The 14065-nt window shown below is 58.4% G+C and carries 7 protein-coding genes; 4 read left to right on the forward strand and 3 right to left on the reverse strand.

Going from position 1 to position 14065, the window contains the following annotated elements:
- The first annotated feature begins 191 nt into the window (after window positions 1-191).
- Entirely contained in the window at window positions 192-2849 is a 2658-nt protein-coding gene (locus OHL21_RS06570) for a CHAT domain-containing tetratricopeptide repeat protein (RefSeq protein WP_263416454.1), read from the forward strand.
- Window positions 2850-2881: 32 nt separating this feature from the next.
- Here OHL21_RS06570 and OHL21_RS06575 read toward each other — a convergent pair whose 3' ends face one another.
- The 3 genes from OHL21_RS06575 to OHL21_RS06585 are packed head-to-tail and all read right to left on the reverse strand — an operon-like array spanning window position 2882 to window position 8973.
- Window positions 2882-3322, reverse strand: a complete 441-nt coding sequence (locus tag OHL21_RS06575; RefSeq protein ID WP_263416455.1) for a VOC family protein — start codon at window positions 3320-3322, stop codon at window positions 2882-2884.
- Between the two features lie 19 nt (window positions 3323-3341).
- Window positions 3342-5525 carry a glycoside hydrolase family 31 protein gene (locus OHL21_RS06580; protein ID WP_263416456.1) on the reverse strand — a complete coding sequence of 728 codons (2184 nt, stop codon included), beginning with the start codon at window positions 5523-5525 and terminating at the stop codon, window positions 3342-3344.
- A gap of 58 nt (window positions 5526-5583) precedes the next feature.
- Window positions 5584-8973, reverse strand: coding sequence for a carboxypeptidase regulatory-like domain-containing protein (locus OHL21_RS06585; RefSeq protein ID WP_263416457.1), 3390 nt, complete (start codon window positions 8971-8973; stop codon window positions 5584-5586).
- 262 nt (window positions 8974-9235) lie between these two features.
- On the opposite strand from OHL21_RS06585, the gene OHL21_RS06590 reads away from it, so the two are divergent.
- The 3 genes from OHL21_RS06590 (at window position 9236) to OHL21_RS06600 (ending at window position 13607) form a co-directional block, all read left to right on the forward strand.
- On the forward strand, window positions 9236-9925 hold the full coding sequence (locus tag OHL21_RS06590; RefSeq protein ID WP_263416458.1) for a GDSL-type esterase/lipase family protein: 690 nt from the start codon (window positions 9236-9238) through the stop codon (window positions 9923-9925).
- 201 nt (window positions 9926-10126) lie between these two features.
- The gene (locus OHL21_RS06595) at window positions 10127-12355 is read left to right on the forward strand and encodes an FAD-dependent oxidoreductase (RefSeq protein WP_263416459.1); all 2229 of its coding nucleotides are present in this window, start codon (window positions 10127-10129) and stop codon (window positions 12353-12355) included.
- Between the two features lie 7 nt (window positions 12356-12362).
- On the forward strand, window positions 12363-13607 hold the full coding sequence (locus OHL21_RS06600; RefSeq protein WP_263416460.1) for an MFS transporter: 1245 nt from the start codon (window positions 12363-12365) through the stop codon (window positions 13605-13607).
- Window positions 13608-14065 lie beyond the last annotated feature (458 nt).

The following is a 14065-nucleotide window of genomic DNA, read 5'->3' on the forward strand; positions in this document are numbered from 1 at the left end:
TTTTCCTGTAAGTGTCGCGTAGGGTTTCCGCATGGATGGGCGTTTTCCGCAATGAAAACGCCGCGGCACTCCTCTTCCGGGATACCCAGCAACAGGAAAAATGCTCTAGGATGGAACCGTTCCATACTTAGTCGAAACCGGGCGGGCCAATGCACAGCAGACTTCTGCGAACGATGTGTGTACTCGGATGTATGTTTCCGTGCGCTGAAGCAATGTATGCCCAGGGCGTCGTTCCTTCAGTCGAAGAGAAGTCGCTTGCCGAAGCCCTTGCAGCTCTGCCGCTGGATCAGGCGCTTCGTCAGATCCATGAGGCTCCGGTGTCGCAGATGACTCCAGGGGCGGCCATCGCTCTTCGAGATCTTGGCAACACCTATATCGATACGAAGCCGCCTCTTTCCCTGCCTCTCTATGTGGAAGCGCAGGCCATCGCAGTGCGCTCGGGAGACGATGCTGTCCGCGCGCCGATCGACTACAACGTGGGCACCGCGAATCGGCTTGCCGGAAACCTCGATGCAGCCAGAGCAGCCTTCGACGAGGCGCTGGAACTCTATACCAAGCTGCATCCGAAGCTTCCGGATGTCGCCAAGATCCACAGCGCCCGCTCGGTGGTACGCATGTATCTGGGCGATACCGAGGGAGCCATCGCCGACGGCGAGACCGCTTACAAGGAGAATCAGCAGGCAGGCGACGAGGTCGGCATGGCGCGCGCCCTGAACAGCCTGGGCAACACCGAGATGGTGTTGGGACGCTTCGGGCGGGCCCGCCAGCGCTTTGAAGAAGGCCTCATTCTTGCGCGCAAACACAATCAACGCCAAGGCGAAGCGTATCTGCTGAACAACATCGCCGACAGCTATCTGCAGGAAGATAACGCCGAGCTTGCGCTTCCCTATGCTCTGCAGGCGATCAAGATCAAAGAAGAGCTCGGCAATCGCGAGGACCTCTACAGCTCTTTGGTCAACCTCGCCCGCGTCTATGATTCCAGCGGCCGCAACAAGGAAGCGATTGAGACCATCACCCGCGCCTACGCTGTCGCCAAAGAGGTAAACAAGCCGGACGCCATGGCCCGATCGCTCGCTGAGTGGGGCGCGATCGAGGAGCACAACGGCCATTATGATGCTGCGCTGAAGTTATTGCAGGAGGGCATAGCATTCACGCTCCCGATCAGCGATCACCTTCATGAAAACGAGATGCTGGTGCAGATCGCGGAGGCGGAGTTCGATCTCGGCCGGTACGATGACGCTGCTCGCGATGGGCAGCAGGTTCTCGATTTTGCACGGCGCGCCAGCCTTCCGAAGATGATCGAGGCAGCGGCGCTGGTCATCGCCCGTGCACAGATGAATGCCGGCAACTACGACGGCGCCCACACCTCTCTGCAAACCGCGATCGCCGCCGTCGAACAGATGCGCGACGACACCGCCGGCGGCACATTGGCTGCATCAGAGTTCTTCTCTCATCACGCCGAGGACTACCAGGCGATGGTCGAAGTCGATGTCAAACAACAGCGCTGGCAGGAGGCTTTTCTTACCTCGGAACAGGAAAAAGGCCGTGCCCTGCTCGACCTGCTCTCTCAGGGACGTATCTCCTTCGGCAGCGTTCTTACTGCGGAGGAGCGCAAGGAAGAGGCTGCACTTCGCAGAAAACTGACGCAGCTTGGGGGCCAACGTACCAGCGCCGCCCTCGCCGCCAAACCGGACGCCCACAGGATTGCGGAGCTGGACACACAGCTGCAGGCGACGCGCACTGCCATGACAAGCTTCCGTGAACGCATGTTTGCCGCGCATCCTCAACTGGAGCGCAGGCAGGGCCGCGCCTCTCTTATCTCCATGGAACAGGCTGCGGAGCTGATGCCATCCGCTTCGACCGCGGTGATCGAGTTTGAGATGACGCCGCATGCGACGTATCTCTTCACGCTGACTCGCGGCAAATCGGGAGCGGAGCTGCACACCTACGTCATCGACATCACGTTGTCGGCACTGACCGCGCGCATCCGTCGGTTCGCAACCTCGCTGCAGACACGCGATCCTGGCTTTGCTGCCTCTTCCCGTTCGCTGTATCAGTTGCTGCTGGCTCCTGCGGCACATGATCTCGCTGGCAAGAGCAGCCTTGTCATTGTTCCCAGCGGCGATCTCTGGCGACTTCCCTTCCAGGCATTGCAGCGGAACGATGGAAAGTTTCTGGTCGAGACAGCATCCGTCTCCTACGCGCCTTCGCTCTCGGTCCTGCGCGCTTACGGAAAAACAAGCCGACGGCTCTCGTCGCTGGTTGCCTTCGGTGATCCTGCGGAAGATCTTCCCGAAGCCGCCCAGGAAGTGAAGGCGGTAAGCCGCATCTATGGCAAGACACATGCTTCATCCTTCCTGCGCAAAGAGGCTTCGCTGGAGAACTTCCGTACCGCGGCTTTGACTGAAGACGATCACGAGGTGTTGCTCGCCACCCACGGCGTCTACGACGATCGCACTCCGATGAGTTCGTACCTGCTGCTCGCCTCTGGAGATACGTCTGCACGAACTGTTCCACTTGAAGCCTCGCAGATTGCGGACATGCAGTTGAAGTCGCCGCTGGTGGTGCTCTCAGCGTGTGAGACAGCGAAGGGAAAATATCAGGCAGGTGAGGGATTGATCGGTCTGGGGTGGTCATTCCTCGCCGCCGGCAGTCAGTCAGCGGTCGCAAGTCTGTGGCGGGTTGATTCTGCCAGCACTACGGAGCTGATGATTGCGTTTCACCGCGCACTCAGGCAGGGCTCGTCTCCTGCAGTTGCGTTGCAGCATGCGGGGCGCATGTTGGTACGGGACCCGAAGTATCACCATCCGTTTTACTGGGCGGGGTTTGTGGTGCTGGGGAATAACTGAGACGAGTGCCCGGTAGGAATTTCCTTTGTTTGTCATTTCGTAGCGAATGAAAAGCGGCGAAGAATCTGCTCTAACCCTGCCTGTTCTGCAACTCCCAGGAGAAGTCGTAGAACACGCGCAGTTGAATTGCCATCGAGATCCGCAACTCTGAACTCGCGTAGATTCCACGGCTTGTCTTCCGGTTCGGCCAGGATCTTCGCTTCGGCATCCCTCCAGCGATGATAGAGCTCGTCGACCTCCTGCCGGCTTTCCAGGTTCAGCCAGACAACGACCTTCTCTCCATTGCCATAATGTTCTCGGAATGGCGCGTTCGTCAGGAACATGCGGCAGGCCCCCTGAGAAATGCCGCCGATGCCACCGTGATCGTTTCCCCAATCAAACTGGAACCCCAGCACGTTGACGTAGTACGCAGCAGCCGCGTCGACATTACTGACCGGGATCTCAGGAACCGCCATCGGAAAGTGCGTGAGCATAGTGCCAACCAGCTTACGCCTACTCGCCTCCGGTTAGGACATAGCTTGCGCCGGCGCGCGGAACGAAGGTGATGGCATGACCATCCGTTCGCGTCGCGACAGCAGTGCCGGAGTTCGTCACCTTCACCGTCGCGATCGAGCGGATTGCGGGCACCTTAACCGTGATGACCTGCGCGCTCTCGGGTAACGTGAGCTGTACCGTCGAAGCTTTCCCGATAGGGTAGACACAGATGCGCGTCTCGCCGTTGACCTTTTCCAGGGTGACTCCCGATCCTCCGATAAAGACCGGCGTCTTGCTTACCGGCATGGCAAAGTCCTTAAGAATCTGCTTCCCTTCATAGATTTTTCCGGTGTCGTAGTCCATCCAGCGGCCTTCCGGCAGATAGACGTCGCGGGTTGTAGCCGAGAGATAGTCATCGCCATAGAGAGGGACGGCCAGCATCGCGTCACCGATCAGCCACTCATACCCTCTCGTTGTGGAGTTCTCACGACCATGCACATTGGCGTCATCCGGGAAGGCGATGGGCAGCGGTGTCATTGTCCATGGGTAGCCATCCGCATTTGCCTTACGGGCGTTGCTGTAGAGATAAGGCGCGATTCTGGCGTGGAACTGTGCCGAGGCCAGCATCACATCCGACACTTCCTTGCGGAAGCTCCATGGCGGCTCGCCCATCCCCATGGAGGCGTGCAGCGAGGCCCAGCGCGCATTGCGCATCATGTAGGTCTCCATCTTCGGTGTGCGATTGGTACTGAAGTGGTTTTCGCCAAAGGTGCCGCCAACGATATCGGGATAGACATACGGGAAGCCGCTATACGCGAAGGCCAGCGCGTTGACAGGTCCACGGTCCTGTTGCTGGTTATAGTTGAAGTCGTTGATGCGGTGCAGGTCGCCATTGGATGAGAGATACCCATTGCGCTCGATGATTAACTGCTTCTGCGCGAACAGACGGTCATTGGTCGGATCGACCTTGTCGTCGCGTAGCTCGTAACCACCGTAACCGTAGAAATCCTCTTTCCATCCGTTGATACCGTAGTCCTGCCACTTCTTCACCAGGCTGATGTACCAATCCAGCGCTGCCGGGTTATGCGCGTCGAGCAGATAGTACGGCAGCTTCGGCCAGCCGCCCTTGTAGACCTTTGCTTGTCCATTCTCGGTAAGGAAGTAGCCATGCTTGACTCCTTCGTCGGAGTAAGGTCCACCAACGATGAAGGTGATACGCAGACCGAGCATGACGGCCAGCCCCTCATCACGAAAGTGCTGGATCAGCGACTTCGGATCGGGATACTTTGTCTTGTCCCAGTAGCCGAAGCTCGTGGTCTCGTGCATGGTATCTGGCTCAGCAGGCCAGAAGCCTGAACCGATCACCATCCAGGTCAGCGGGTAGCCGTCCTTCAGATAACGATCTACGCTGTCGCGGACAGTGTTCGTGTTGGTCTCCCAACCCAGAGCGCCAAAGGCTTCCCAGCCTACGCCGAAGGCCTGGTACTTCGGCATTTCTACCTTGTATCCGGCTGCTCTGCGGATGCGCAGGTACTCCGCATAGATGGCATGGGGATCGCCGAAGAAGTAGTAGAGGTGCACCTTCGCCGGTGCGTGCTTTACCCCCTGAACGATCTGCTGTGCCGAGGTATGGACAATCTTTGTCGTTGGATCGATCAGCAGCTCGGCGAATTGCTGCTTCGGATAGATCACAAAATTACTGACCAGCCGCGAGATTCCCTGTCCGGAGAGAAATGCGTCGTCCGAGAATCCAGTCACGTCTGTGGTGAACGACTGGCCACCGGCGTTCTCATACTTCGCTCGATACACGGCATGGTCCGCCAATCCATAGGCTGGACTGGCGCCGGCGGTTTGGAAGCGCAGCTCGGCGCCCGGCTCTGCCACATTGGCTTCAAGATCTGCACAGTGAGTGGAGAGCGTCACCTTCAGGGACATGCGCATCCCTGATGCAGTGCTTCCCTCGAGCGATACGGCGCTGGACGTAGCGCTGACCCGCTTGAACCGAACGGGCTCTCCGCCAAGCAGGACACCGGCGCTGGTGTCCGGAGTTACGATATCGCCGGCGCCCGAGGCAAAGCCGTAGCGGCCTGACGCCTCGTCGAGATGAAAGGTCAGGCCCTGATGCTGCAGACGGGTCTCCGCATAAAGGCACGACGCACACGAGATCGCGGAGACACAAAGAAGACCGGCCAGGCGTTGCATAACTCTCCCTGAAGCAAGACATTGCAGAGGCCCGGTCGAGCGGCCGGGTCTCTGCGGATTAGAAGTGGAACTTCGCACCCAACTGTAGCGTACGGGCCGCCAGCGATGTGGTGATGACACCCATATTGTTATTCGTGTTTACGCTGGTACCGGAGTAGGAGGTGTTCGGCGCGCCGAGGTTGACATGATTGAGGGCGTTATAAGCCTCAAGACGCAGCTCCAGCGAGGTTCCCTCGGTGATGCGGGTCGTCTTGAAGACCGACATATCGAAGTTCACGACGCCAGGCGCACGTAACTTCGAGTAGAAACGAGGCGCGTTGCCGTAGGTGTAGGCCGCCGGATTGGTGAAGGCAAGATAGTTGAAGCGACGATATTTGCCCAGCGTATAGCCGGTGGGATTCTGCATCAGCAGCGACTCATTCAGGTCCGGGCGCGTCGCCGCGGAGTTATTTGCGCCGCTGAAGTTCAACGGACGTCCTGATTCCAGCGTCATGGTCGTATTGAATTGCAGACCGCCTACCAGGCGATCCATCCATCCGCCTTTATTCAGATAACGGCGGTTGCGGCCAAAGGGAAGATCGTAGAGCACGGCCACGATACCGCGGTGGGTGACGTCGATGGCATCGACGCTGTAGTCGCCGTCCAGGTTCCGTGGATTCTGAATACCGTTACCGGTCTGGGTGATACCGGAGGTGGTTGCGATGTCCGTATAGATTGGCAAGCTCATCAGCTTGCCATATGTGTATGATCCCTGGAACTGTAGCCCCTCAGCCGCACGCCGTTGCAGGGTGACGTACATGAAGTTGCCGTCAAAGTGCGCCGCGCGCGGAAAGCTTTGCAGCACGGATGACATATACGGATACGGGCGCAGAAGGTTTGCACGAGAGATGGTGGCGCCGTTTAGAGCGGAGTTCTCAGGAATCTTCCCGGCGTAGGGATTTGGCACAAGGGCATTGAGGTACGCCGCACCTTGCGAGGCATAGCTGGGATCGAGCGTATTGATGTTCAGGGTTCCCAGGTTGAAGTAACGGCCATGGTTGCCCAGGTACGAGACATCCATCACCATCTTGAACGGCAACTGGCGCGACAAGGTCAGGGTGTACTGCATGCTCTGCGGTGTCCGTGCACGGGGCACGATGTAATAACCGGTCTGGCCGCGGAAGGAGATCTGTCCAAGGGATGCCCCCAGCGGTTGTAGTGGGGGCGAAGGGATACCGTTGTGGAACATGAAGGCCGTTCCGTAGGTCGTAGCAGCACTGTAGCTGGTAGTAATGCGGCCGAAACCATTCGAGCTGCCGGCAGCTTCGTCATACGATGCCTGAGCCGTGGTCGGATAGTACATTGCATAACCGCCACGCAGGACTGTCTTGTTGTCGTTTGTCAGTACAAGAGCAAAACCGAGACGCGGCCCCCAATCGTTCCAGTTCTGGTGCACGAAGTTGCGGCCTTCGCCGTTCAGTCCGGCGAACCGGACTGCGCCAAGATATCCCGTCACAGGATTAACCTGGGTGATGTCGAAGTCACCCATGCCGTTCTTCTTCTCGTATGGTTGCTGCTGGAAGTCCCAGCGAAGTCCGAGATTGAGCGTGAGGCGCTGGTTAGCGTGCCAATCGTCCTGCACATATCCGGCGATCTGGAACTGACGGAAGGCGATGCCGCGCGCCAATTGCGTGCTGGCCGAAGACACGTTGCCGGCAAGAAAGGTGGCGAAGCTGCTGCCCACGTTGCCATTGGTTGTGACCAGAACCGAATCGGATCCCTCTGCCGTATTGTTCGCGCTGAAGCCGTAGGAACCGGATGCATTGCCGGACTGAAGATTGAAGCCTTCAACCCAACGGCCGTCAAAGCCGAAGTGCATGGTGTGAGCGCCGAGGGTCTTTGTCAGATCGTCCAGCACTTCAAAGGTTGTGGAGGCGCGAAAACCGATGGTTCCATTCAGGGATGGAACACCGGAGACGCTCAGGATCGGCGCAACATCGGGACCGACACCAGGGAGGCCGATCTTCTGGGCGTAGTTCTGGTTCGCAGTTGCCGCCTGAAACGGGAAATCAGAACGCAGACCGGAGATACGGAGATCGTTCACCAGTGTCGGCGAGAAGATGTGAGTCTCCGCCAGCATCGCCGTATAGTTCGAGAGCGTGTCATTACGGTAGTACAGCGGACCGAAGCCCTGTGAACCATTGTTCGTGTAGTTCTGGTAGTACGCATACCGGGCGATGAGGCTATCTCTGTCGCTGAGCCGGTAATCCGCGCGCCCGAGGATGGTACGCTCCGTCGAGACCAGCTTCGGATTTGCCAGATAGTTGTTCGCATTGGTGCAGCTATCGTAGGACCCTATCGAGTTGTTTGGCGCGGGAATAAACAGATTCATCGCCGCGATGGAAACCTGGTCCTGACGCGACGCCGGAATCTGGTTATTCGCAAAGGCTTGGCGCTGCGTCGTCGCGGAACCAGTGTTGGGGTCGAAGATCTTGAAAGCTGTGCAGTTGCCACTCACAACACGCCGCAGATCGCTGAAATCTCCTCCACGCTCCCGTACTGTCGGGACCGAATAGTAGATCGCCGAACCGGTGACATACCGGTACTCTTCGTAGTTGCCGAAGAAGAAGGCCTTATCCCTGATGATGGGGCCACCAAAAGTGCCGCCATAGTTGTTGAAACGAAGCTCCGGCTTGGTGGTCTTGGGCAGCGCGAGAGTGGCGTCGAGATAGTCGTTCCGGAAGAACTCATAGATGGAACCGTGAAACTGATTCGCACCCGAACGGGTGACGACATTGATCACACCGCCCGAGGTGTATCCAAACTGAGCAGGGATAACACCCGTCATGATGCGGAACTCCTGCACTGAGTCAGCCTTGATGTTGATGGCTACCTCGCCCAGGTAGTTCTGCAGATTGCTTGTGCCGTCGAGCAGATTGTTATTGCCGCCCGGAACACCGCCCGAGATGCGGATCGCCGAAGCCTGTGTGCCGCGGTTGGTGAAGCCCTGGTTGGTCGCGCCTGCCGCCGACACCACACCGGGGCTCAGTGAGGCCAGAGCGAGCACACTGCGTCCGTTCACCGGAAGCTCCTGTACGGCGCGGGTATCAATCGTGTTGCTGATCTGGGCATCGACCGTGTTCAGCGCCGGCGGTGTTGACTCCACCACGATGCTGCTATCAACGGTGCCGACCTGGAGCTGCGCATTGGTCGTAACGTGCGCCGCAGCATCCACCACAACATTGCGTGTCGTCGTGGTGGAGAATCCGGCCAGGACAATGGTGACACTATATGTTCCCGGCGGCAGCGGCTGCGACTGGTAGAAGCCGTTCTCGTTGGTGGTGGCCTCGTACTTCAAGCCGGTGGCGTCGTTGGTGAGGGTGACTTTTGCATTCGGAACAACGCTTCCGGTCGGGTCGACCACCGTTCCTCCGATGGTTCCAACGTCCTGCTGTGCGCGGCTTGTCATGGGCAGCGCCATGAGGAGCAGGAAGGTTATCGCAATCCAGAAGCGCCTTGTAATTGTTCTCTGGCGGCGCGGGGAGAGTCGTATTTGTCTGGTCATATTGGTCAGGCCTCGTCACATCAAACGTTTAACTTCAAAGGTTCAGCGAATACCTGGGGAAGAGCTTTCGTCGGAACGCCAGAATCCTAAGTTCGTCAGAGAAATCTTGTCAACCGTTTAATCTTCAGGCAAGATTCATTTTGTTCGATTGAGAGGAGTCCCGTTCGTGCACCGTCTTTCCCTGCTTTGCCTGTTTCTGGGCATAACGTGCATCGCGCAAACCACCCCAGCCCCGGCGCCGTCGAACTCGGCCGAAGCAGACTTTGCGCAGGCAGCCCGCTATCGCCGGGCCAATGAGAACCTGTCGGCCGAGGTGGTCTTTCTTGGCGATTCCATCCTGGACTACTGGGGATCTCGCGAAGGAACCTGGTTCACCTATCCCGGCTGGATTAATCGTGGCATTGGTGGCCAGACAACCCAACAGATGCTGCTGCGCGAGCGGCACGATGCGCTGGACCTGCATCCCAAGGCAATCGTGCTCGAAGGCGGCGGGAACGATATGCGCCTTGGTTTTTCTCCGGTTGAGATCCGGGATAACTTCCTGACGATGGGGGAGTTAGCAGCGTCGCACGGCATCCGCGTCTACGTTGCGGAGATGACGCCTGTCTGCGACTGCGTACGCCCGCTGACCGGACCGCGGACGGTCGCACGGATCCGGGAGTTGAACGATCTGCTGGCCGCCATGTGCAAGGAAAAGCATTGGGAGCTGCTTCGTTTCAACGCGCCGCTGGCTGATGCCAATGGCCTGATGCGGGCGGAGCTGACAGTAGATGGCGTACATCCGAAGTCCGCCGGCTATGCGCTGCTGGCGCCCATTGTGGAACGGGCCCTGGCCGGCTACCGCAAGAGCCGCTAGAGCATTTTCCCTGTGGGCGTAGTGTGGGCTTCTGCATCTATGGGCGTTTTCCGCAATGAAAACGCCGCTCCACTCCTCTTTCGGGATACCCAGCAACAGGGAAAATGCGACTAGACAACTTAAACGATTAACCTATAGTGTTTCTCAGGCAAAGATTCATTCCGATGAGGGCAGGGTGAAGTGGTGAGAAGTCTTACGCACGTGGAAGAACGTGGCGATCTGGTCGTTGTTGGCGGCGGCCTCTCCGGCGTCTGCTGCGCTGTTACCGCGGCGCGCAAAGGAATCAATGTCCTGCTGGTGCAGGATCGCCCTGTTCTGGGCGGCAATGCCTCAAGCGAAGTGCGGCTGTGGGTGCTGGGCGCGACCTCACACATGGGCAACAACAATCGCTGGGCTCGCGAGGGCGGCGTCATTGACGAACTGCTCGTAGAGAACATGTGGCGCAACCCAGAGGGAAACCCGATCCTCTTCGACTCCATCCTGCTGGAGACGGTGCGGCGCGAACCGAAGATCACCCTGCTTTTGAACACGGCTATCCATGAGCTCGATATGGATGGCGGGTCCATTGCACGGGTGCGCGGTTATAACAGCCAGAACCAAACGGCGTACACGCTGGAGGCGCCACTCTTCGTCGATGCTTCCGGCGATGGCATTCTGGGCTTTCTTGCAGGGGCCGAGTTCCGCATGGGCGCCGAAGCCCGCTCGGAGTTCAACGAAGGCATGGCTCCGGAGACCGAAGAGCACACGCTGCTTGGGCACTCACTCTACTTCTACAGCCGCGATACCGGGCAGCCGGTAAAGTATGTGCCGCCGGCCTTTGCACTGCAGGACATCACGCGTATTCCACGTTTCCGCGATATCCGTGTCTCCGATAGCGGCTGCCGTCTGTGGTGGCTGGAATACGGCGGAGCTTTGGACACAGTCGGCCAGACCGAAGAGATCAAGTGGGAGCTGTGGGCTGTAGCGTACGGTGTGTGGAACTACATCAAGAACTCCGGCGAGTTTCCGGACGCCGAGAATCTCACGTTGGAGTGGATGGGAACCATCCCCGGCAAACGCGAGAGCCGGCGCTTTATCGGCGATGTCATCCTGACGCAAAACGATCTCGTGCAGCAGAGGAGCTTTCCCGATGCGGTCTCGTTCGGTGGGTGGGCAATCGATCTGCATCCTTCGGACGGCGTCTTCAGTTCGAAGCCCGGATGCACGCAATATCACGCGAAGGGTGTTTACCAGATTCCGTTCCGCAGCATGTACAGCCGCAATGTCCCGAACCTGCTGCTGACAGGCCGGCTGATCAGCACAACACATATTGCGTTCGGTTCTACGCGGGTGATGGCGACCTGCGCCAGCAACGGCCAGGCTGCCGGCATGGCTGCCGTCCTCTGCGCAGAAGAGGGCTTACGGCCACGTGACCTGCTTGAACCTGCACGTATGCATCGGCTGCAGCAGAATCTGCTCGCGGCAGGACAGCATATTCCCGGCGTTGCGTTCCAGGCGGAAGGTGACCTCTCTCGCCAAGCGACAGTCTCCGCCTCCAGTGAACTTCTGTTGCAGGAACTGCCGTCCTGCGGTGAGCTTGCGGAGGAGCGCTCCTATGCTCTTCTGATTCCATTCCAGGATGGTCCCAGCCCAGCGCTGTCACTCTATGCTGACGTAGCTCATCCCGGGACCTTGCGCGCAGAGTTGTGGACATCAGCGCATTGCGGAAATACCACGCCGGACGTCCTTGTAGCTACGCTCAACCTTTCGCTAGATGCCGGGAATGGGGTGGAGATTCCGGTCGACTTCAAGACACATCTGTCATCCGCGGCGCATTACTTCGTCATGGTTCCGGCGCAGCCTGGTGTTCGCCTTCATCTCAGCACGGCGCAGATGCCGGGAGTCGTTACTGTCTCGCAGAAGATGAATGCTGCTGTCGCGAAGAACCTGGTCCAGACTCCGCCTGAGGGCTCCGGCATCGATACCTTTGCCTTCTGGTTACCGGAACGGCGGCCGAAGGCACGCAACCTGGCGGTGAAGTTCCATCAGCCTCTTGCTCTCTATCATCCGGCCAATGTGATTAATGGCCTCAACCGGCCATGGTGTGGAACCAATGCATGGGCTCCTGCTGCGGACGACAATGCACCGGCACTCACGCTGCACTGGGAAGAGCCTGTCGAAGTACAGAAGGTATCCATCACCTTCGATACCGACTTCGACCATCCCATGGAGTCTGTGCTGATGACGCATCCGGAGCGGGTCATGCCGGGATGTATTCGCGCCTTCCGCGTTTCTACCGCCGAGGGTGTAAGGTTGGCAGAGGTAACCGAGAATCACCAGACACAGTGGGCTCTGGATCTGCCGGAGCCAGTGACCACGACCGGCCTGCGCATCGATGTTCTGGAACATGGAGAGGCTCCGCCGGCAATCTTCAACGTGTCCTGCTTCTGAGAGCGATATGACCAAACGTGCGAATCCGTGGAGTATCGTTGCCCTGCTCTTCGTGGTAGCGGTGCTGAACTACTTTGACCGCCAGAGCCTTTCGGTTGTCGCTCCACGCATGCAGGCGGAGCTGCACCTTTCCGACGTCGGCTACGGACATGTTGTCAGCCTGTTTCTTCTGGCCTCGGCGTTTGCCTACGCGCTCTCAGGGTTTGTTTGCGATGCACTCGGCACGCGCCGCTCGATGGCGTTGTTTGTCGCCTTCTGGTCTGCGGCGGAAGCCGCGACGGCATTTGCCTCTTCTGTTCTTCTACTCGGAATCGCACGCTTCTGCCTGGGGCTCGGAGAACCTGGCCTGTGGGTGGCTGCGCCCAAAGCCGTGGGCGAGGTTCTGGATAAGGCCCGGCGCAGTCTTGCGGTAGGCATCTATACCGCCGGCGCGACGATGGGCGCGATTGTTGCCATCCCGGTCATCCTGGCCATCACAACTCATCTTCCCTGGCGCAGCATCTTTCTGATCGACGGCGCCATGGGGCTGCTGTGGGTTCCTGTCTGGTTGTGGATCTATCGTGAGCAACCGCGCAGCGAGGCTGCAACTCCAGTCGCGACGAATGTCTTTCGCGATGTGATTGCGCAGCCGCATATGTGGCAGCTTTTGATCGCTCGCGGCATGACCGATCCGGTCTGGTACTTCTACCTCTTCTGGTTTCCTAAGTACCTGCTGAGCGACCGTCATCTCTCCTCAAGCCAGATGGCTCACTTCGGATGGATGGTCTATCTCGCAGGCGGCATCGGCACCATCGTTGGCGGCTCGCTGTCCGGTGCGTTCATCCGCCGTGGCCTCGATCCAGGCATTGCCTATCGCCGCACCATGCTCTTCTCCGCGTTCGCTGTACTGGTGAGCCCACTTGCTTATCTGAGCCCCGGCATTGGTATGACGATGCTGTTCGCCTCTGTCGTCGCGATGGCGCATATGTCATGGCTCACGAACCTTACCTCAACGCTGCTGGAGGTCTTCTCACCGCAGCAGTTGGGCCGTGCCGCGGGATTGATCGCCGCCGGCAGCGCCTTTGGCGGCATGCTTTCGAGTGAGATCATCGCTTACTGCCTGACGCATGGCGGATATCGCCCGGTGTTTATTGCAATGGGGCTGATGCATCCGATTGCGATTGTGCTGTTGTGGACGGCGTTTCGCGCTAAGCCTCGAGGTGAGGCGCAGGTGATGACTGCGGAAGCATTGACGGCAAACACTTCAAGCTAAGAACGGGTGGGAGCAGCGAGCTTCAGCCCGCTGTGGTAGACACAAGAAGAAAGGGCTTACAGGCTGTCGGTCGCATCAGAATGCCCTATAAGCGATCGGTGGAGCTTCGCTCGAATGCCAGATGCTAAGGAACACCACTCACGCAGTATTTCGCTTCCAAAACTCCGGGAGTATGTCGACTTTACCCAGAACGTGCGTCAGTCTCCGAAGTTCTCATACAGCTGAAGGGTTCTCTTGTCTGAGCTGAGAACGCCCAATACATATCCGTACACTCCGTGGCCTTGGCCCTCGTAATAAGACCAACACGCCGTACAGGCTTTGATGTCAGGACTTGGAATCTTCGGCAGCGATATATGGGGATCATAGCCTTGCCGAAATGGGTGTTGTCGAAGTAGAGCATCGCCTTGACTGGATGGGATCTCTACTTCCACATACCAGTCATACTCCGAATGCCTTTT

The organism is Terriglobus albidus, assembly GCF_025685425.1.
GTDB lineage: Bacteria > Acidobacteriota > Terriglobia > Terriglobales > Acidobacteriaceae > Terriglobus > Terriglobus albidus.

What these genes read in the sequence shown, in the direction of transcription:
- OHL21_RS06600 (WP_263416460.1), top strand. Translation starts at nt 12,363, where the DNA reads ATGACCAAACGTGCGAATCCGTGGAGTATCGTTGCCCTGCTCTTCGTG.
- OHL21_RS06575 (WP_263416455.1), bottom strand. Translation starts at nt 3,322, where the DNA reads ATGCTCACGCACTTTCCGATGGCGGTTCCTGAGATCCCGGTCAGTAAT.
- OHL21_RS06585 (WP_263416457.1), bottom strand. Translation starts at nt 8,973, where the DNA reads ATGACAAGCCGCGCACAGCAGGACGTTGGAACCATCGGAGGAACGGTG.
- OHL21_RS06580 (WP_263416456.1), bottom strand. Translation starts at nt 5,525, where the DNA reads ATGCAACGCCTGGCCGGTCTTCTTTGTGTCTCCGCGATCTCGTGTGCG.
- OHL21_RS06570 (WP_263416454.1), top strand. Translation starts at nt 192, where the DNA reads ATGTTTCCGTGCGCTGAAGCAATGTATGCCCAGGGCGTCGTTCCTTCA.